This is a genomic window from Phyllobacterium lublinensis, assembly GCF_020164435.1.
GTDB classification, from domain to species: domain Bacteria; phylum Pseudomonadota; class Alphaproteobacteria; order Rhizobiales; family Rhizobiaceae; genus Phyllobacterium; species Phyllobacterium lublinensis.
Genome location: NZ_JAIUDQ010000012.1, coordinates 110,925 through 130,489 on the forward strand (window position 1 = coordinate 110,925; position 19,565 = coordinate 130,489).

The 19,565-nt window shown below is 58.6% G+C and carries 15 protein-coding genes and 1 riboswitch; of the genes, 12 read left to right on the forward strand and 3 right to left on the reverse strand.

Annotation, left to right across the window (positions count from 1 at the left end; genetic code table 11):
• Positions 1-143 precede the first annotated feature (143 nt).
• The 3 genes from K9U38_RS15490 (at position 144) to preA (ending at position 5,989) form a co-directional block, all read left to right on the forward strand.
• Positions 144-3,008, forward strand: coding sequence for an alpha-L-rhamnosidase-related protein (locus tag K9U38_RS15490; RefSeq protein ID WP_224495244.1), 2,865 nt, complete (start codon positions 144-146; stop codon positions 3,006-3,008).
• A 201-nt stretch (positions 3,009-3,209) separates the two neighbouring features.
• A complete protein-coding gene (locus K9U38_RS15495; RefSeq protein WP_224495245.1) occupies positions 3,210-4,667 on the forward strand; it encodes an NAD(P)-dependent oxidoreductase in 1,458 nt (485 codons plus the stop codon).
• 11 nt (positions 4,668-4,678) lie between these two features.
• Positions 4,679-5,989, forward strand: a complete 1,311-nt coding sequence (gene preA / locus K9U38_RS15500; RefSeq protein ID WP_224495246.1) for an NAD-dependent dihydropyrimidine dehydrogenase subunit PreA — start codon at positions 4,679-4,681, stop codon at positions 5,987-5,989.
• A gap of 12 nt (positions 5,990-6,001) precedes the next feature.
• Here the strand turns inward: preA and rutR are convergent, their stop codons facing one another.
• The gene (rutR, locus tag K9U38_RS15505; RefSeq protein WP_224495247.1) at positions 6,002-6,658 is read right to left on the reverse strand and encodes an HTH-type transcriptional regulator RutR; all 657 of its coding nucleotides are present in this window, start codon (positions 6,656-6,658) and stop codon (positions 6,002-6,004) included.
• 203 nt (positions 6,659-6,861) lie between these two features.
• On the opposite strand from rutR, the gene aptA reads away from it, so the two are divergent.
• From aptA to K9U38_RS15545, 8 genes are all read left to right on the forward strand, one after another.
• Positions 6,862-8,187, forward strand: coding sequence for an omega-aminotransferase AptA (gene aptA / locus K9U38_RS15510; protein WP_224495248.1), 1,326 nt, complete (start codon positions 6,862-6,864; stop codon positions 8,185-8,187).
• A gap of 14 nt (positions 8,188-8,201) precedes the next feature.
• The gene (locus K9U38_RS15515; RefSeq protein WP_224495249.1) at positions 8,202-9,449 is read left to right on the forward strand and encodes a Zn-dependent hydrolase; all 1,248 of its coding nucleotides are present in this window, start codon (positions 8,202-8,204) and stop codon (positions 9,447-9,449) included.
• Between the two features lie 215 nt (positions 9,450-9,664).
• A complete protein-coding gene (hydA, locus tag K9U38_RS15520; protein WP_224495250.1) occupies positions 9,665-11,119 on the forward strand; it encodes a dihydropyrimidinase in 1,455 nt (484 codons plus the stop codon).
• Complete coding sequence (locus K9U38_RS15525) at positions 11,119-11,958, forward strand: ABC transporter ATP-binding protein (RefSeq protein WP_224495251.1); 840 nt, start codon at positions 11,119-11,121, stop codon at positions 11,956-11,958. The genes hydA and K9U38_RS15525 overlap by 1 nt, the downstream gene beginning before the upstream one ends.
• Complete coding sequence (locus K9U38_RS15530) at positions 11,927-12,436, forward strand: GNAT family N-acetyltransferase (RefSeq protein ID WP_224495252.1); 510 nt, start codon at positions 11,927-11,929, stop codon at positions 12,434-12,436. The genes K9U38_RS15525 and K9U38_RS15530 overlap by 32 nt, the downstream gene beginning before the upstream one ends.
• Positions 12,433-13,308, forward strand: a complete 876-nt coding sequence (locus K9U38_RS15535) for an ABC transporter permease (protein ID WP_224495253.1) — start codon at positions 12,433-12,435, stop codon at positions 13,306-13,308. The genes K9U38_RS15530 and K9U38_RS15535 overlap by 4 nt, the downstream gene beginning before the upstream one ends.
• Positions 13,305-14,405, forward strand: coding sequence for an ABC transporter permease (locus K9U38_RS15540; RefSeq protein WP_224495254.1), 1,101 nt, complete (start codon positions 13,305-13,307; stop codon positions 14,403-14,405). The genes K9U38_RS15535 and K9U38_RS15540 overlap by 4 nt, the downstream gene beginning before the upstream one ends.
• A 23-nt stretch (positions 14,406-14,428) precedes the next feature.
• Complete coding sequence (locus K9U38_RS15545) at positions 14,429-15,415, forward strand: ABC transporter substrate-binding protein (RefSeq protein ID WP_224495255.1); 987 nt, start codon at positions 14,429-14,431, stop codon at positions 15,413-15,415.
• Positions 15,416-15,539: 124 nt separating this feature from the next.
• Here K9U38_RS15545 and ilvD read toward each other — a convergent pair whose 3' ends face one another.
• Both ilvD and K9U38_RS15555 read right to left on the reverse strand, forming a co-directional pair.
• Positions 15,540-17,393, reverse strand: a complete 1,854-nt coding sequence (ilvD, locus tag K9U38_RS15550) for a dihydroxy-acid dehydratase (protein WP_224495256.1) — start codon at positions 17,391-17,393, stop codon at positions 15,540-15,542.
• 162 nt (positions 17,394-17,555) lie between these two features.
• Positions 17,556-17,792: an Lrp/AsnC ligand binding domain-containing protein gene (locus tag K9U38_RS15555; protein WP_100000660.1), complete on the reverse strand. Its 237-nt coding sequence runs from the start codon at positions 17,790-17,792 to the stop codon at positions 17,556-17,558.
• 105 nt (positions 17,793-17,897) lie between these two features.
• Positions 17,898-17,984, forward strand: a riboswitch (glycine riboswitch).
• 213 nt (positions 17,985-18,197) lie between these two features.
• Here K9U38_RS15555 and K9U38_RS15560 point away from each other — a divergent pair.
• Positions 18,198-19,472 (forward strand): D-amino acid dehydrogenase, encoded by a 1,275-nt coding sequence (locus K9U38_RS15560; RefSeq protein ID WP_224495257.1) that lies wholly within the window; start codon positions 18,198-18,200, stop codon positions 19,470-19,472.
• Positions 19,473-19,565: the final 93 nt, after the last annotated feature.

The following is a 19,565-nucleotide window of genomic DNA, read 5'->3' on the forward strand; positions in this document are numbered from 1 at the left end:
GCCGCAGTCTGAGGAGGTCTTGCAGCGAGGCGATCTTCCCCTGGGTTGCATTTCGCTCTTGGGCGAAGATGTTTTTGCAGGCGATACCGCTCGCTGCTCGACGAAATTTTCATAAGCGATATTTGATTTATTGGGAGGAATTCATGGCATTGTACAGGCTGCGTTTGGCGGCCGCCATGCTTGGCGGTTTGTTTCTTGCCGGTTGCAACGGATCATCTGAGGAAGCTGGCAGCAAGGACGGAGTTAACCCTGAGGTTGCCACGCAATGCAGCGGCGGTACCTTTTCTGATGGTCAATGCAAACCCGACACACGGGTGATCGCGGAGCCTGAGGTCGTGTGCAAGGATGGCACCGTTGTCGATGGCGCGTGCGTTCCTGACAAGCTCGAGATCAAGGAGACGGCGTGTGAGCAGGGCGAAATCGTTGACGGCGAGTGTGTCCCCAACCTTAAATCCAGCACGGGCCTGACAAGCCTGAGCAGCCGTGGCAGTCGCGGTTTGAGTTATTTCGTGGATACCGAGGCGGGCCTGCGCAAATATTATTTGAGATCAGACAAGCCAGGACGGTGGGACGCGACGAAGACCAAAAGGCATGGTGGGGTGCGTGTCGTTACAGAAGATGCGAACCGGCCGGTAACGAGAACGAGCAGTCCGCTGTTCGACGGATTGTTTGCGCTAGCCATCCAGGAAGCCGGGGAGATGACGGTGACTGGCGTTAGCGATGACGCCTATAACCAGAAGCAACCGATCCCCTGTGGCGGCACGGTTGGTTGTTATAAAACAGGTGTTAAGTGGTCCTATGTGTGGACGCGCGATACCGCCTATGCGATCGATCTCGGCCTTGCCCAGATCAATCCGCAAGTCGCCAGGAACGGCCTGTTGTTCAAGACATCGCAACGACGCGCCGGTTTTGGAACGCAAGGGCCTGAAGGAACGGAAATCATCCAGGATACTGGCAGCGGTGGCAGCTGGCCGGTCAGCACAGACCGCGTGTCCTGGGCGCGGGGTGCCTGGGAAGTGCTGAAATATCTCGACGGCGACGAGCGGACGCAATTCCTCAACGAGGCCTATACGGCAATCCGCAACACGATCGAGAAAGACCGCAGTGCGGTCTATGACTGGCGCGATGGCCTCTACAGGGGCGAATCCTCGTTTACCGACTGGCGGCAGCAAACCTATCCCGCTTACGCGGCTAGGGATCTGACGCATATCGCCATGTCCAAGGTGCTATCGACCAATGTCGGATTCTATAAAATCCTCGACGTCGCCGCCAAGATGGCCACGGAGTTGAAACGGGATGATGAAGCAAAGAAATATGAGGAGTGGGCGAGCACCCTGAAAGTTGCCATCAACAAGGAGCTATGGCTGGCCGATTACGGGCTCTACAGCATGATGAAGCCTACCAAGCACGATCCGCGGCCGGTGCGCCGCTTCGAATTGCTGGGAGAGACGCTGGCCATTCTGGATGGGGTTGCTGACAAGACGGCAACCACGCAGATTTTGGCCAACTACCCGCACGCCCCCGCGGGCGCGCCAGTCGTCTGGCCGCAAGTGCGCGATGTTCCTATCATCTATGAGAATGCATCAGAAAGGCAATCCAGGCAGGTCTACCACAACCGGGCTATTTGGCCCTTTGTCTCCAGCTATCTTGTCAAGGCCGCCGCCAAGGGTGGCAATTCCGCCGTGGTGAACAAGAATTTCATGATGCTGATGACGGGCGCTGCGCTCAACCTGTCCAACATGGAGAATTTCGAGTTTGTCACCCTTTCGCCCAACGATCCCCACATCAATTCAGAGGCCCAGCTATGGTCTGTGGGCGGCTATATTGGGGTAGTGCTGGATACGATCTTCGGTCGCGACGTGGAGATGGATGCCGGCATTCGGTTCCGTCCGTTTATCACCAAGAGGATACATGGCGACGTCTTTGGCGGAGAGCGCGAACTGACCTTGAGCAACCTCGACTATCGCGGACGCAAGATCAATGTGAAGGTCAAGCTGCCGGCCAAAGGTCTTTCGAGTGACGGCGCTTACCAGGTCAGCACAGCATCGCTCAACGGAGCAACCATCGATCCGGAAGGGTTCACGCCCGCTGCGAGCCTCAAGGCAGACGAGCCGAATCTCTTCGAGATTGGCCTCATCGACAGGCAGAGCGATGCCGACAGGATTACCACCGTGTCCGCCGACACGGACCTATATGGTCCGGACCTCGCGGAGGATATTCTTTTGGACAGGGTGGCTGGTGTTCCAACCCTGCAGTTTGGGCCGGAGGCTTTGGCGGGAGGCGCGGTCAACATCTACCGCGATGGCGAACTGGTATATTCCGGTACGCCCAACATTGCAGCCAGTGGCCGTCCTGTTGGCTGGATGCGCTGGCAGGATGAAGCGGGCCGAGACATAGTCGACCATATACCCTGCTACACGGTGGAGCGGCAATATGCCTCTGGATTGCGTAACGTATCGCAGCGCAGCGAGCCGCTCTGCGATACGGGCGCAGTCGGGGCCGGACAACCGGCACGCAGCCAATCGATTTTGCCAGCCAGCCAACAAGACATTTCCCTTGCGATCAATACCAGCGCCAACGCCCGCTTCGTCCTGGAGCATGGCGCTTACCATTGGGCCGATTGGGGTTTTCCCGGCGCGGAACTCACATTCACGTTCACACCACCGGCAAGCGGTACATACACCTTTCGGGTGGCTTACGGAAATGCGCATAATGCGATCGACACTGGAATAACGGCCACAGTGAAAGAGGTGGAAATCAGCGACAACGCCGGAAACGTCGTATCGCGCGAAGTCGCGGTGATGCCTCATCGGCAAAACTGGGGAGCCTGGGGCGAGTCGAACATTATGGAGGCCAAACTCGAGGCCAAAACCTATAGCGTCAAGCTCAAGGACGTGTACAACATGTCCTACCTGGCATCGAATGCGCTTTATGGTGGCAACGGAGGTGTCAACCCTATCAACCGCGCAAACATCAGGGGTCTGGCATTCTGGCGCAAATATGATTGATAGGAGAGCGGAGAGGCACGGAAGCCTCTCCGCAACCGGGCGATACCAGCCGGAGGTTAATTATTGACCGTTTGATAAAAAATTTGACCTTTTGTGAAAACATGGCATTCTTTGCGTGAGAGGCGCCGGACGAACCGGCCCGTCATGAATGGCTGTGACCCACGGGAACCGGGCGCGGCCAGAAAGAGGAGATGCGATTTCATGGGATCGATCGATTCTGGCATTCGCGACGTCAGGGCTGGGCGTCTTGTTTCTGAAACCTACGACGACGTCTTTTCCGATCTGCATCCGCCGCTCACCCGCCATGAGGCTTTCGTCGAATCGGACCGCTGCTATTTCTGTTACGATGCGCCATGCATGAACGCGTGCCCGACCGGCATCGACATACCCTTGTTCATACGCGAGATTAACGCCGATAATCCGACCGGTTCGGCCAAGACGATCCTCTCCGAAAACATCATGGGCGGCATGTGCGCCCGCGTATGCCCGACGGAAACCCTGTGCGAGCAGGCCTGCGTGCGTGAAGCTGCCGAAGGCAAGCCGGTGAAGATTGGCCTGTTGCAGCGCTACGCCACCGATCACCTGATGGAGAACGGCCAGCACCCGTTCAAGCGGGCAGAGCCCACTGGCAAATCCATTGCCGTCGTCGGCGCAGGCCCTGCCGGCCTGTCTGCGGCGCACCGGCTTGCAATGCATGGCCATGAAGTGACGATTTTTGAAGCGCGGCCCAAGCCCGGAGGCCTCAACGAATATGGCATTGCCGCCTATAAGAGCGTGGATGATTTCGCGCAAAAAGAGATTGATTTCATCCTTGAGATCGGCGGTATCACCATCCAGAACGACAAGGCACTTGGCCGCGATATCAGCCTCGATGCCCTCAGGGCCGGTTTCGATGCGGTCTTTCTGGGCATGGGCTTGCCAGGCGTCAACGGACTTGGACTGGAAGGCGAGGACGCCGCTGGCTGCATCGATGCCGTCGATTTCATTTCCGTCCTGCGCCAGAGCGAGGATCTCTCCCAGATTGCCGTGGGCCGGGACGTTGTCGTCATCGGCGGCGGGATGACCGCCATCGACGCGGCGGTGCAGACCAAACTGCTGGGTGCCGAGAATGTCATCATTGCCTATCGCCGGGGTCCGGAGAACATGAACGCCAGTGCCTATGAGCAGGAACTTGCACTGAAGAACGGCGTGATCATCCGTCACTGGTTGCAGCCACGCGCCCTCACTCGCAATGAACATGGCGAGGTCTGCGGTATAACGCTGGACTATACGATGATGGCCGATGGCCGGCTCGTGACATCCGGTGAAAGCATCACGCTTGCCAGCGATCAGATATTCAAGGCGATAGGCCAGACACCGGCAGAAACGATCCTCAGCGAAGCGGGGATTGCGCTGTCGCGTGGTCGTATCAGCGTGGATGACGAAGGCCGAACCTCGATCCCGGGCATATGGGCGGGGGGTGATTGCATCGCCGGTGGCGAAGACCTGACCGTTGCCGCCGTACAGGACGGGAAGATTGCGGCAGAGTCCATTCATCGTACGCTGATGCAGCAACCGGATAAGGTGAGCGGCTTTGCCGAAGCGGTCATGGCAGAGAGTTCGGAAAGCGGACCGACATCGGCACAGCAATCCAGTCACTCAAGCCCTATTGCCGGCTGAAGGAGATCAACATGGCTGATCTTTCAACGACTTTCCTTGGCATCAAATCCCCAAATCCATTCTGGCTGGCCTCCGCGCCGCCCACCGACAAGGCCTATAATGTCGAACGTGCCTTCGAGGCGGGGTGGGGTGGCGTTGTATGGAAAACGCTCGGCGAACAGGGACCGCCCGTGGTCAACGTCAATGGTCCCCGCTATGGCGCGATCCATGGCGCAGACCGGCGCCTGCTGGGCTTCAACAATATCGAACTGATCACCGATCGCCCGCTTGAAGTAAACCTGCGGGAAATGACGGAAGTTAAGAAGAAATGGCCGGATCGCGCCCTGATCGCTTCGATCATGGTGCCATGCGATGAGGAGTCCTGGAAGGCCATTCTGCCGCTGGTGGAAGCCACCGGCGCCGATGGCATAGAGCTGAATTTCGGCTGCCCGCATGGCATGTCGGAGCGCGGCATGGGTTCCGCTGTCGGCCAGGTCCCGGAATATATCGAAATGGTGGTGCGCTGGTGCAAGCAGTATACCCGCATGCCGGTCATCACCAAGTTGACGCCCAACATCACCGATATTCGCAAGCCTGCACGCGCGGCAAAAGCCGGCGGCACCGATGCGGTATCACTGATCAACACCATCAGTTCCATTGTCTCGGTGGATCTCGACAATTTCGCCCCCGTACCATCCATTGACGGGCGTGGATCCCATGGCGGCTATTGCGGCCCCGCGGTCAAGCCGATCGCACTCAACATGGTGGCGGAGATTGCGCGCGACGGCGAAACACGTGGACTGCCCATCTCCGGTATTGGTGGCATAACCACATGGCGCGACGCGGCAGAATATATCGCTCTGGGTTGCGGCAATGTGCAGGTTTGCACCGCTGCCATGACCTACGGCTTCAAGGTCGTGCAGGAGATGATATCCGGCCTCTCCGACTGGATGGATTCGCGCGGGTTCAGGACCATCGAGGATTTCCGTGGCCTTGCGGTGCCGAACGTAACGGATTGGCAGTACCTCAACCTCAATTACATCACCAAAGCCAGGATCGATCAGGACCTCTGCATCAAGTGCGGGCGCTGCTACATTGCCTGCGAGGATACTTCGCATCAGGCCATCACCAACATGGTCGATGGCGCACGGCACTTCGAGGTGATCGATGAGGAGTGCGTCGGCTGCAATCTATGCGTCAATGTCTGTCCGGTGGACAGTTGCATCAGCATGGTGCCCATGACCTCCGGTGTCGATCCGCGCACGAAACAACCAATCCAGCCGGACTACGCCAACTGGACGACCCATCCCAACAATCCGATGGCGAAGGCTGCAGCGGAGTAGGAGGTTTGACAATCAGACGGCGCGCGGCCTGATGCCATTGAGAATGATGCTCAGGACAGCCTGCGCCGTCTGCTCCCGGAAGCCGGGTCGGCCGACCTGGCTTCCCATGATCGCCCGCACCTGAACATCGAAGTCGGCATAATGCTGCGTCGTCGCCCAGATCATGAAGATGAGATGGTAGGGGTCGACAGGCGCAAGCTTGCCCTCGCCGACCCAGCGGCGGATGACGCTGGCTTTCTCATCCACGAGTGGCTTGAGGTGCTTGGTCAGAAACTCGTTGATCGCCGGGGCGCCGTGCAAAACTTCGTTGGCAAAGAGCCGCGACGCTTCGGGATGGCTTTCGGACATGTTGATCTTGAGCGTAATGTACTTGCGCAGCTGCTCGATGGGATCCCCCTCGGGGTCGATCTCGGCCAATGGGGCGAGCCATTCGGTCAGCGTTTCTTCAAGCAGCGTGACATAGATGTTCTGCTTGCGCGGGAAATAGTAGAGAAGGTTGGGTTTGGACATGCCGGCCTTCTCTGCGATCTGGTCGATCGTGGTGCCGCGAAAGCCATAATTTGAAAAGACATCGAGCGCCGCATCGAGAATTAGGCGGCGATTGATTTCCTGTATCCGGGTCGTTTTTTCCGGCGCCTCATTTGCCTTTTTCTTCACCGCCCTCGCCATGCATCCGTCCCTCTTCCCCTGACCCGACAGGCCTTTCGCCGCATCCCGAACTGCCCGAAAACTCCATAAAGCGCTTGACCGCTTTCCTATGCTCTTCTAGCCTGCATTTTGACCAAGTAGTCAAGTTTTTGATTGTGCCAGAGGTTCAATCATTCGGGAACACAAAATAAGCGGTAACATCCGCAATCAGGAGGCGAAGTCGCATGTCGAAGTCGGCATTTGGCACCAATAACTTGGAAGCATTCTGGATGCCGTTCACGGCAAACCGGCAGTTCAAGCAGAACCCCCGTCTCCTCGTCAGCGCCAAGGACATGCATTTCAAGTCGCATGATGGCCGCGAAATCCTGGATGGGACTGCGGGCCTTTGGTGTTGCAACGCCGGTCATGCCCGCCCGAAAATCGTCGAAGCCGTGCAGCAGCAGGTCGCAGAACTTGACTATGCTCCTGCTTTCCAGATGGGCCATCCAAAAGTATTCGAATTGGCGGCGCGGCTTGCGGCCATGCTGCCGTCGCCGATAGACCACGTCTACTTCACCAATTCCGGTTCGGAAGCAGTCGATACGGCGCTGAAGATTGCGCTTGCCTATCACCGCGCCAAGGGGAATGGCACCAAGGTCAAGCTGATCGGGCGCGAGCGCGGTTACCATGGTGTCGGCTTTGGTGGCATTTCCGTTGGAGGCATTTCCGGCAACCGAAAAATGTTTGGTAATGCGTTGGGTGGTATCGATCATATCCGCCATACGCACGATCTGGCCCGCAATGCCTTCACGCGCGGAGAGCCCGAATATGGTGCAGAGTTTGCGGATGACCTCGAAAGGGTGATCGCCCTGCACGACGCCTCCAATATCGCTGCGGTCATTGTCGAGCCCGTGGCCGGCTCGACTGGCGTCCTCATTCCGCCTAAGGGCTATTTGCAGCGCCTGCGCGAGATCTGCACGAAGAACGATATCCTTCTGATCTTCGATGAGGTCATCACCGGTTTTGGCCGCCTCGGCGCACCCTTCGCCATCGATTATTTTGGCGTCGTCCCTGACCTTGTCACGACCGCCAAGGGCATTACCAGCGGCGTCATTCCCATGGGGGCGGTGTTTGCTACGCGGCAGATCTATGAAGCGTTCATGACCGGTCCGGAAAACATGATCGAACTGTTCCACGGCTATACCTATTCCGGCCATCCGGTCGCCTGTGCCGCCGCGCTCGCAACGCTCGACACCTATGAAGACGAAGGCCTGATGACCCGCGCGGCCGAACTCTCGGACTACTGGGCCGATGCAATCCACGCGCTCAAGGGCTTGCCGCACATCATCGATATCCGCAATCTCGGCCTGATCGGCGCCATCGAACTCCAGCCGATTGAGGGCGCTCCAACCAAGCGTGCCTTCCAGGCGTTCCTTGATTCCTATGAGAAGGGCCTGCTGATCAGGACCACGGGCGACATCATCGCCTTGTCGCCGCCGCTCATCATCAGCAAGGGCCAGATCGAGCGCCTGTTCGACATATTGGCGGATGTACTGAAGAAGCTCGCATAACAGAGGGCATGGCCATGACGCTCACGGGAAATCTCAGGATCAACGGCGACCGTCTATGGGACAGCCTGATGGAAATGGCAAAGATCGGTCCGGGTGTGCGGGGCGGCAACAACCGGCAAACGCTGACCGATGAAGATGGTGAAGGCCGCCGTCTCTTCCAGTCCTGGTGCGAGAAGGCGGGACTTTCCATGGGCGTGGACACCATGGGCAACATGTTCTTTACCCGTCCCGGCACAGATCCTGGTGCACTGCCAGTTTACGTTGGCAGTCATCTCGACACGCAACCGACCGGCGGCAAGTTCGACGGCGTTCTTGGCGTCCTGGGTGGACTTGAGCTGGTGCGAACGCTCAATGACCTCAATATCCAGACCAAGCATCCGATTGTCGTCGTCAACTGGACCAATGAAGAAGGAACCCGCTTTGCGCCGGCCATGCTGGCTTCGGGCGTCTTTGCCGGCATCCATGGCGAGGATTGGGCCTATGATCGCGAAGACGCCAAGGGCAAGAAGTTCGGCGATGAACTGGAGCGCATTGGCTGGAAGGGCGATGAACCGGTGGGAGCGCGCAAGATCCATGCGCTGTTTGAACTGCACATCGAGCAGGGGCCAATCCTTGAGGCCGAAGGCAAGGATATCGGCGTCGTCACCCATGGGCAGGGTCTGTGGTGGCTCCAGATCACCCTGACCGGCAAGGAAAGCCATACCGGCTCGACGCCAATGCCGATGCGCAAGAATGCCGGGCTCGGGATGTCGCGTATCACGGAGCTCGTGCACACCGTTGCCATGGCCAATCAGCCGAGTGCCGTCGGTGCGATCGGTCACGTGGATGTCTATCCGAACTCGCGTAATGTCATTCCGGGCAAGGTAGTGTTCACGGTCGACATCCGCTCGCCTGACCTTGCGACACTGAACGCGATGAAGGCTGAGATCGAGGCAAAGGCACCGAAGATCGCCAAGGAGCTCGGCCTCGAAATCCTGATCGAGGAGGCCGGCCATTTCGACCCGGTAACTTTCGACGCGGGCTGTGTGACGGCCGTTCGCAATGCAGCCGAACGGCTCGGCTACAGTCACCGGAATATTATCTCCGGCGCGGGGCACGACGCCTGCTGGATCAATCGAGTTGCGCCGACATCTATGGTGATGTGTCCCTGTGTCGATGGCCTCAGCCACAATGAGGATGAGGATATCTCAAAGGAATGGGCTGCTGCCGGGGCGGATGTCCTGCTTCACGCGGTCCTGGAGACGGCGGAGATTGTCGAATGAGGGAAATTGATGATTCTTTGCATCACCATTGTGCGTGGTTCGACAAGCTGACCATGAGGGTATTGGTGGGCCACGTGATCAGCCCTTGATGCAATCAACTCACGTCCCTCATGGTGAGCTTGTCGAACCACGCTAGATGGTTGTGCAATCCATCTTTGCAGAGAAAACGAAAACAACGCAGCACTGTTCAAAAGACCAAAAAGGGGAACGGACACATGGCTACGAAGGTGATCAAGGGTGGCACCATCATTGCCGCCGACCGCAGTTACAAAGCCGATGTACTGATCGACGGCGAAACGATCGCAGCCATCGGCGCCGACCTCTCCGGCGACGAGACGATCGATGCCACGGGCTGTTTCCTGATGCCCGGCGGCATCGACCCCCATACCCACCTCGAAATGCCGTTCATGGGCACGCATTCCTCCGACGATTTCGACACGGGCACCGCGGCAGCCCTGGCCGGCGGCACGACAATGGTCGTTGATTTTGTCCTGCCGGGACAGGACGGGCTCCTGGCCGCGTTGCAGGACTGGTTCCAGAAGGCGGGGAAGGCGCGGACCGACTATTCCTTCCACATGGCCATCACCAGCTGGAACAAGCAGGTATTCGACGAGATGCCGAAGGTGGTCGAGCGCGGGATCAATACGTTCAAGCACTTCATGGCCTACAAGGGTGCACTGATGGTCGACGACGACGAGATGTTCGCCTCGTTCATGCGCTGCGCGGAGATTGGCGCCATGCCGCTGGTCCATGCGGAAAACGGAGATGTCGTGGCGCATCTCCAGCAGAAGCTCATGGCGGAGGGCAATACCGGACCCGAGGCCCATGGTTATTCGCGCCCGCCGGAGGTGGAAGGCGAGGCAGCCAATCGCGCCATCATGATTGCCGACCAGGCGGGTGTCCCGCTTTATATCGTGCATGTTTCCTGCGAGCAGGCGCATGAAGCCATTCGCCGTGCAAGGGCAAAAGGCATGCGCGTCTATGGCGAACCGCTTGTCCAGCATCTGACGCTCGATGAGAGCGAATACAAGAACGAAGACTGGGACTATGCCGCGCGACGGGTCATGTCGCCGCCCTTCCGCGACAAGGCCCATCAGGACGGTCTATGGGCTGGTCTCGCATCAGGCAGCCTGCAGGTCGTAGCCACGGATCATTGTGCCTTCACGACGGAGCAGAAGCGTTTTGGCGTCGGTGATTTCACCAAGATACCGAACGGGACAGGCGGGCTGGAGGATCGCATGCCGGTGCTCTGGACCAAGGGCGTGCGTACTGGCCGCCTCACCCCGAATGAATTCGTCGCCGTGACTTCGACCAACATTGCCCGAATCCTCAACATGTACCCGAAGAAGGGGGCGATCCTGCCCGGTTCCGATGCGGATATTGTCATCTGGGATCCAAACGCTTCGAAGGTGATTTCGGCAAAGACCCAGAAATCGGCGATCGACTACAATGTCTTCGAAGGGATCGAGGTGACGGGCCTGCCACGCATGACGTTGTCGCGCGGCCAGGTCGCCTTCAAGGACGGCGAAGTCCTGGCGCCGACCGGTAGTGGCCGCTTTGTTGAGCGCGAAGCCAATGCGCCAGCCAATCGTGCACTTTCCACTTGGAAGGAATTGACGGCACCGCGTAGAGTGGAACGCGATCCGAAGAATATTCCGGCAGGCGTCTGATGACAGTCGTCGCGCTCCGACCCAAGGCGAAGACGATGGCAGATGCGGCGCCAAAAAATGTGATTGACGTCAAGGATCTGTCACTGGTTTTCCAGACCAATGACGGTCCGGTCAATGCATTGTCCAATATCAATCTTGAGGTCGGCGGTGGCGAATTCGTCTCCTTCATCGGACCGTCCGGATGCGGCAAGACCACGCTCTTGCGGGTGATCGCCGATCTCGAGCAGCCGACGTCGGGCTCGATCTCCGTCAACGGCATGACGCCGTCGGAAGCCCGTCAAAAGCGCGCCTACGGCTACGTGTTTCAGGCGGCGGCGCTCTATCCGTGGCGCACCATCGCCGGCAACATCTCCTTGCCACTGGAAGTCATGGGCATCCCCAAGGCGGAACGGAAGGATCGCATTGCCAGGAATCTGGATCTGGTCAATCTCTCCGGTTTCGAAAAGAAATTTCCATGGCAGTTGTCCGGCGGCATGCAGCAGCGGGCGTCCATTGCCCGTTCACTATCGTTCGATCCGCATCTGCTGTTGATGGATGAGCCCTTTGGTGCCCTCGATGAGATCGTCCGCGACCATCTCAATGAAGAACTGCTGAAGTTGTGGGCGAAGACGCAGAAGACAGTGGTTTTCGTCACCCACTCGATTCCGGAGGCTGTATTCCTGTCAACGAAGATCGTGGTGATGAGCCCGCGTCCCGGCCGGATTCACGAGATCATCGACTGTACACTTGGATCGGAGCGCACACTCGATATCCGCGAGAGCCCGGAGTTCCTCGAAATTGCCCATCGCGTCCGCGAGGGCCTGCGCCATGGCCATTCCTATGACGCAGCGCATCTGTGACATTGGCAAGGCGCCCATGACGATCATCCGTGCAGCCAGGCTGAGGGACATGGCGGCATGCGCGGATATCATCAACGCCTGGATCGACGCCACGGCATGGATGCCTCGCATCCATTCCCGGCGCGCGGTTGCCGATTACTATCGCGACATCGTGTTTACCACGCTTGAAGTGTTCGTGGCTGAAACGGACGAGCGCATCGTGGGGTTGATTGCATTGTCACCGGACAACAGCGTGAGCGCCCTCTATGTGCATCACGACTTTCGCGGGAAAGCCATCGGCAAGGCCTTGCTCGACCACGCGAAACAAAAATCGACCGGTCCCATCCAGCTTTGGACCTTCGCCGCCAATCGCGGTGCCCAGGCCTTCTACCTGCGGGAAAGGTTCAGGGAAATCCGCCGGACGGATGGCGACAATGAAGAAAAGCTGCCGGACATTCTCTACCGGTTCGAACCGGATGACGCGGGAAACAGGCCATGAATTTCATTCGCAACAGCGTTGTTCCCGTTGCTACCGTGCTTCTTGCAATCGTCATGCTCTGGTATGCTTTTGCAATCATTCTCAACGCGCCCTTCGAACGGGATCAGGCCGCCCGGGCAGGGACGACGATAAGCACGGGTCAACTGATCGCCAATACCATGAAGCAGGAACGTCCGGTCCTGCCGGCCCCGCATCAGGTGGCGGAGGAAATCCGCAAGACGGTGTTCGACGTCAGCCCGACATCGAAGCGCAGCCTTGTCTATCACGGCTGGGTGACGCTTTCCTCAACCCTGCTCGGCTTTGCCCTGGGCACTCTGCTCGGCATCGTCCTCGCCATTGCCATCGTGCATTCCCGCACGCTCGACAAGAGCCTGATGCCATGGATCATCACGTCGCAAACCGTGCCGATCCTTGCCATCGCGCCCATGATCATCGTCGTGCTCAACGCGGTCAATATCACCGGGCTTCTGCCCAAGGCGATGATCTCGACCTATCTCTCGTTCTTTCCGGTTGCGGTGGGCATGGTCAAGGGCCTGCGCTCGCCGGAGATCATGCATCTTGACCTGATGCGCACCTACAACGCATCGAAGGCGCAAATCTTCTGGAAGCTGCGCTGGCCGGCCTCCATGCCCTATCTGTTTACCTCCATGAAGATCGCGGTCGCCATAAGCCTCGTTGGTGCCATTGTCGGCGAGCTGCCTACCGGCGCAGTGGCGGGCATTGGCGCGCGCCTGCTCGCAGGGTCTTACTACGGCCAGACCGTTCAGATCTGGGCAGCACTGATCGCGGCGGCGCTGATGGCTTCGGTGCTTGTCAGCCTGATCGGGCTGATGGCAAATCTGGTCAATCGGCGTATGGGAGTTCGGGCATGAACCGCTCGCCGCTCGCCATTCTCGCCTTCCTGCTCGCCGCGGTCTCGCTCGTCCTGCCGACGGGGGCAGATGGTTCAGGCATCCTTCTGGTTTCCGCCCCCGCCATATTGTTCGCCGCAGCCGCTGTCGCGTTGTTCGTGGCACCGTCCATGGCCGCTTTGATTGCGCTTCTCGTTCTCGTCCATATTGGTGCATTCTGCCTGATAGGAGCATTGAGCTCGTTTGCGCCGACTGGTCCATCCAGCGGCTACTGGTGCCTGGTGGTGGCGGCGTGGCTGCTGGCCTGGCTCGCCGTGCAGCGGCTTGCTTCACTGCGGTTCAGATCGCCTGACATACAGCGGCTGGCCAATCTCGCTTTACCGGTATTGTTCGGTGCCTGGCTGCTGATCCTCTGGGAGATTACCGTCCGCGGTTTCAGCGTACCGACAATTCTCCTGCCGCCCCCTTCGATGATTGCTGCTCGCATTGCCTCGTCCGTGCCGACGCTGTGGGCCGACTTCCAGCAGACCTTCCTCAAAGCCGCCATCGCCGGCTATGCCATTGGCTGCGGTTCCGGCTTCCTTGCGGCGATTGTCGTCGATCGCGTGCCCTTTCTGCGCAAGGGTCTCCTGCCGATAGGCAATCTCGTTGCGGCACTCCCCGTTGTCGGGATCGCCCCCATCATGGTCATGTGGTTCGGATCCTATTGGGAATCCAAAGCGGCCGTTGTCGTCATCATGACGTTTTTCCCCATGCTGGTGAACACGGTGGCGGGGCTTGCCGCGTCAGGCGCCATGGAGCGTGACCTGATGCGTACCTATGGCGCCAGCTATTTTCAGACGCTGCTCAAGTTGAGGCTTCCTGCGGCGATGCCTTTCATATTCAATGCACTGAAGATCAACTCGACGCTTGCGCTCATCGGCGCCATTGTCGCGGAATTCTTCGGGTCGCCCATCGTCGGCATGGGGTTTCGCATATCGATGGAGGTCGGGCGCATGAATGTCGACATGGTCTGGGCCGAGATCTTCGTCGCGGCCCTGGCCGGTTCCCTGTCCTACGGGCTGATTACCCTCATTGAGAGGGCCGTTACCTTCTGGCATCCTTCCTACCGAACATAAAAAGAAAAGAGGAGAACTAAAACATGAAGAAGACCATAGCACTTACTCTTGCCGCCGCAGCGACGCTCATGGCGAGCTCCGCCTTGGCCGCAGACAAGCTGGTGCTGCAGCTCAAATGGGTCACGCAGGGTCAGTTTGCTGGCTATTATGTGGCCAAGGACAAGGGGTTCTACGAGGAGGCGGGCCTTGACGTCGAGATCAAGCCGGGCGGACCCGACGTGGCTCCCCCGCAGGTCATCGCCGGCGGCGGTGCTGATGTGGTGATCGACTGGATGCCTTCTGCCCTCGCAACCCGCGAGAAGGGCCTACCGCTGGTCAACATTGCCCAGCCTTTCAAGCGTTCGGGAATGATGCTGACCTGCCGCAAGGAAACCGGCATCGCCAAGCCGCAGGATTTCAAGGGTAAGACGCTCGGCGTCTGGTTCGGCGGCAATGAATACCCATTCCTGTCCTGGATGAACCATCTCGGCCTCAAGACCGATGGCGGACCGAACGGCGTGACCGTGCTGAAGCAGGGCTTCAATGTAGATCCGCTCATTCAGAAGCAGGCAGATTGCATCTCGACGATGACCTACAACGAATACTGGCAGGTGATCGATGCCGGGATCCCGGAGGATCAGCTGGTAACGTTCAAGTATGAAGATGAGGGCGTCGCTACCCTGGAGGATGGCCTCTATGTCCTGCAGAAGAGCCTCGACGATCCAAAGATGGTCGACAAGCTTGCGCGTTTCGTCAAGGCTTCCATGAAGGGCTGGGAATATACCCGTGCCAATCCCGATGAAGCGGCGACCATCGTCCTCGACAATGATGCGAGCGGTGCCCAGACGGAAAAGCACCAGAAGCGCATGGTGGGCGAAATCAACAAGCTGACGGAAGGCTCGACCGGCGTGCTGGATGTGGCGGCAGCAGACCGGACGGTGGAAACTCTGCTCGGTGGCGGTTCAGATCCGGTCATCACCAAGAAGCCGGAGGGTGCTTGGACGACCAAGATCACCGACGCGGCGAAGTAGTACCGGGGCCCTACCTCCCCCTTGTGGGGAGGGACGGACCGAAGGTCCGGGGAGGGGACTTGACCAGAAGCCCCTCCCGGCGCTTTGCGCCACCCTCCCCACAAGGGGGAGGGTAAGAAAGGTGTTAATTCCACTCATCCGGGATCTGACGTACTGCCCCCCTGGCTGCGCTTGTCGCCATGGCTCCGTAAGCGCGCAGCGCAGTAGTAACTTTCCGCTTACGTTTTTCTGCAGGTTTCCACGCCGCCGAACCCTTGGCATCCATCAGGGCCCGTCGCTCAGCGAGCACGGCATCATCCACTGCGAGGTGTATCTTGCGGTTGGGGATGTCGATATCGATGATGTCACCCTCTTCAACCAGGCCGATGAGCCCGCCTTCGGCGGCCTCGGGCGATACGTGGCCGATCGACAGGCCTGACGAGCCACCGGAGAAACGTCCGTCGGTGATCAGTGCGCAGGCCTTGCCGAGACCCTTCGATTTCAGGTAGCTGGTCGGATAGAGCATTTCCTGCATGCCGGGTCCGCCACGCGGGCCTTCGTAGCGGATGAGGACGATATCACCCGGATGGATGGCACCATTCAGAATGCCGAGAACGGCACTGTCCTGGCTTTCAAAAATACGAGCGGGTCCGGAGAACTTCAGGATGGATTCGTCGACGCCGGCAGTTTTGACGATGCAGCCGTCCTCAGCAAGGTTGCCGTAGAGCACGGCCAGCCCGCCATCCTTGGAATAGGCATGTTCCGCATTGCGGATGACACCCTTTTCACGATCGAGATCAACATCTGCAAAGCGCCGGTCCTGGCTGAATGCAACCTGGGTCGGCACGCCGCCGGGCGCTGCCATGAAGAAGTCATGGACCGATTTGTTCTTGGTCCGAACGACGTCCCAACGTTCGAGCGCTGCACCGAGATTGGCGGAGTGCACGGAATAGACCGACGTATCGATCAGCCCGGCGCGATCGAGTTCGCCGAGAATGCCCATGATCCCCCCGGCGTGGTGCACATCTTCCATGTGCACATTGGCCACGGCTGGGGCGACCTTGCAAAGAACCGGCACGCGGCGGGACAAGCGGTCGATGTCGCTCATGGTGAAATCGACTTCGCCTTCATGGGCGGCCGCAAGCAGATGCAGAACCGTATTCGTCGAACCACCCATCGCAATGTCGAGCGTCATGGCGTTTTCGAATGCGGCAAAGGAAGCGATCGAGCGCGGCAGGACGGTTTCGTCGTCCTGCTCGTAATAGCGGCGAGCGAGATCGACGACGAGATGCCCGGCTTCCACGAAGAGACGACGGCGATCGGCATGAGTTGCCAGCGTCGAACCGTTGCCTGGCAATGACAGGCCGAGAGCTTCGGTCAGGCAATTCATCGAGTTTGCCGTGAACATGCCGGAGCAGGATCCGCAGGTGGGGCAGGCCGAACGCTCGATAACCTTCACCTCTTCATCGGAGATACGGTCATCGGCTGCCGCGACCATTGCATCGACGAGGTCCAGCTTCTTTTCCTTGTCTTCCCAGATAACCTTGCCGGCTTCCATCGGTCCGCCGGAAACGAAGACGACCGGAATATTGAGGCGCAGTGCCGCCATCAACATGCCGGGCGTGATCTTGTCGCAGTTCGAAATGCATACCATCGCGTCCGCGCAGTGCGCATTGACCATGTACTCGACGCTGTCGGCGATGATCTCGCGGCTCGGTAGCGAATAGAGCATCCCGTCATGGCCCATGGCGATGCCATCATCGACCGCGATGGTGTTGAATTCCTTGGCAACGCCGCCAGCACTTTCGATTTCACGGGCGACCAACTGGCCAAGATCCTTCAGGTGAACATGGCCCGGAACAAACTGCGTGAATGAGTTCACCACAGCGATGATCGGCTTGCCGAAATCCTCATCCTTCATGCCTGTTGCGCGCCAGAGCCCGCGGGCACCTGCCATGTTGCGGCCATGTGTGGTTGTGCGTGAACGATAGGGGGGCATTTTGCGAGGTCCTGATGGTGAATTGCAAGAGAGGGCATCTCTATCGAAAAACCGCTCCCATGGCAAAGAATGGAATTTTATTACCCGCACAGGGGCTTTTTATTGCATTCGTTACATAGGCGAGTTCATCGCGGCAGGAAACGGGGCGGAATGTCTCAATGCTCAAAATGCCGTGAATGTCATCGTCGTCAGCGAACGCGCAATACCCTGAATATCAAGGACGTTGTCATTGATGAACTTCCCGATGTCCTGGTCTTCGGGAATATAGATCTTCATCAGGAGGTCGTAGTCGCCGCTGGTCGAATAGAGTTCCGAGACGATTTCGCGTTCGAAGAGCGCAGCCGCCACTTCATAGGTTTTGCCGGGAAAACATTGCAGCTGCAGGAAGACGGGTTTCATGAATTGACTCCGCAAGGATAGATATGTGTGGCCAACATAAAGGGTTCATCCTTTCTTAGCCAGTTGTTCTCTTCTCGCAACTGCGATATAAGCAGTGCCGTTCGCACAGGCTATCTGGGAGAGACCGGTAAGACCGGCGCCGATGGAGCAACCGCCCCGGAAACTCTCAGGCAAAAGGACCAGACTAGCGTCGGACATCTGGAGAGTGGTGATGCTGTCTCAATGCGTCACCCACCGAAGGAGAAAGCCCGACCGGCTGAAGCCGGTAATGCTGCCGTGACATGGATGGCTAACATCCGGCCGGCGCTGATGGGCCAAACTCTCAGGTCCCGTGACAGATGGGGTTTCGTGCCGTTGATGAACGGCGAAACTGAAACCATGTGTTGCTGAAGGACCGCGACTGCCATGACCAATATCGCCATTATCGGCGCCGGAATTACCGGCGTTACGACCGCCTATGCGCTTGCCCGCCAGGGCTACTCTGTCACCGTTTTCGACCGCAACCGCTATGCGGCCATGGAAACGTCGTTTGCCAATGGCGGCCAGCTTTCGGCATCCAACGCCGAAGTGTGGAACAGCTGGTCGACTGTCCTGAAGGGTATGAAGTGGATGTTGCGCAAGGATGCGCCACTGCTGATGAACCCGAAACCGTCCTGGCACAAATACTCCTGGATGGCGGAGTTCGTCATGAACATTCCCCACTACGAGAAGAACACCATCGCGACCACGAAACTTGCCATTGCGGCGCGCCAGCGCATGTTCGAGATCGCAGCGGAAGAAAACATCGACTTCGACCTGGAAAAGCGTGGCATCCTGCACATCTACCGTTCGAAGTACGGCTATGACCACGCGGTCAGGGTCAACAGGCTCCTCGAAGCCGGCGGCCTTGATCGCCGCGCCGTGACCAATGAGGAAATCCACAGCATCGAACCGGCGCTTGATGGGTCTTTCTACGGCGGCTTTTTCACCCCGTCAGATTCCACGGGCGACATTCACAAGTTCACCCGTGGTCTTGCCGACGCCGCCATGCGACGCGGCATGCGTTTTATCGGCGATGCCAATGTGCAAACGCTGAAGCATGGTCCGGATGGTGTCGTTGTTTCATGGAACAAGGCTTCGGCTTCATTGTCAGAGGTCGAGTCCGAGCGCTTCGATGCCATCGTCGTCTGTGCCGGCATTGCCAGTCGCACATTCGCGGCTCAACTGGGCGACCGCGTCAACATTTATCCGGTCAAGGGTTATTCGATCACCATCAACCTCACTGACGAGGAAAGCCGGAAATCGGCGCCATGGGTCAGTCTCCTCGACGATGATGCAAAGATCGTCACCAGCCGCCTGGGCTCCGACAGACTACGGGTTGCGGGGACGGCTGAATATAACGGCGAGAACCGCGATATTCGCTACGACCGGGTAAAGCCATTGGTGGACTGGAGCCGCGATCTGTTTCCAGGCATGGATACGTCCAATGTCGTACCCTGGGCCGGCCTTCGTCCGATGATGCCGGACATGCTGCCGCGCGTCGGCAACGGCAAGCGCCAAGGCGTCTTTTACAATACGGGCCATGGGCATCTGGGCTGGACGTTGTCGGCAGCGACGGCAGAGATCGTGGCGAGCCATATTGCGGCATCCATGCCCGCCGGCGAGAAGCCGCAGGCCGAATGGCTGGCTGCTGCCGAATAGGCAAGCCGGGCAACGGTCTGCCGGTAAACACGGCAGACTGTTGCAAGCTCCTTACAAAAAGTGATTGCGGCTGGGGACGCGTGCAGGGCAATT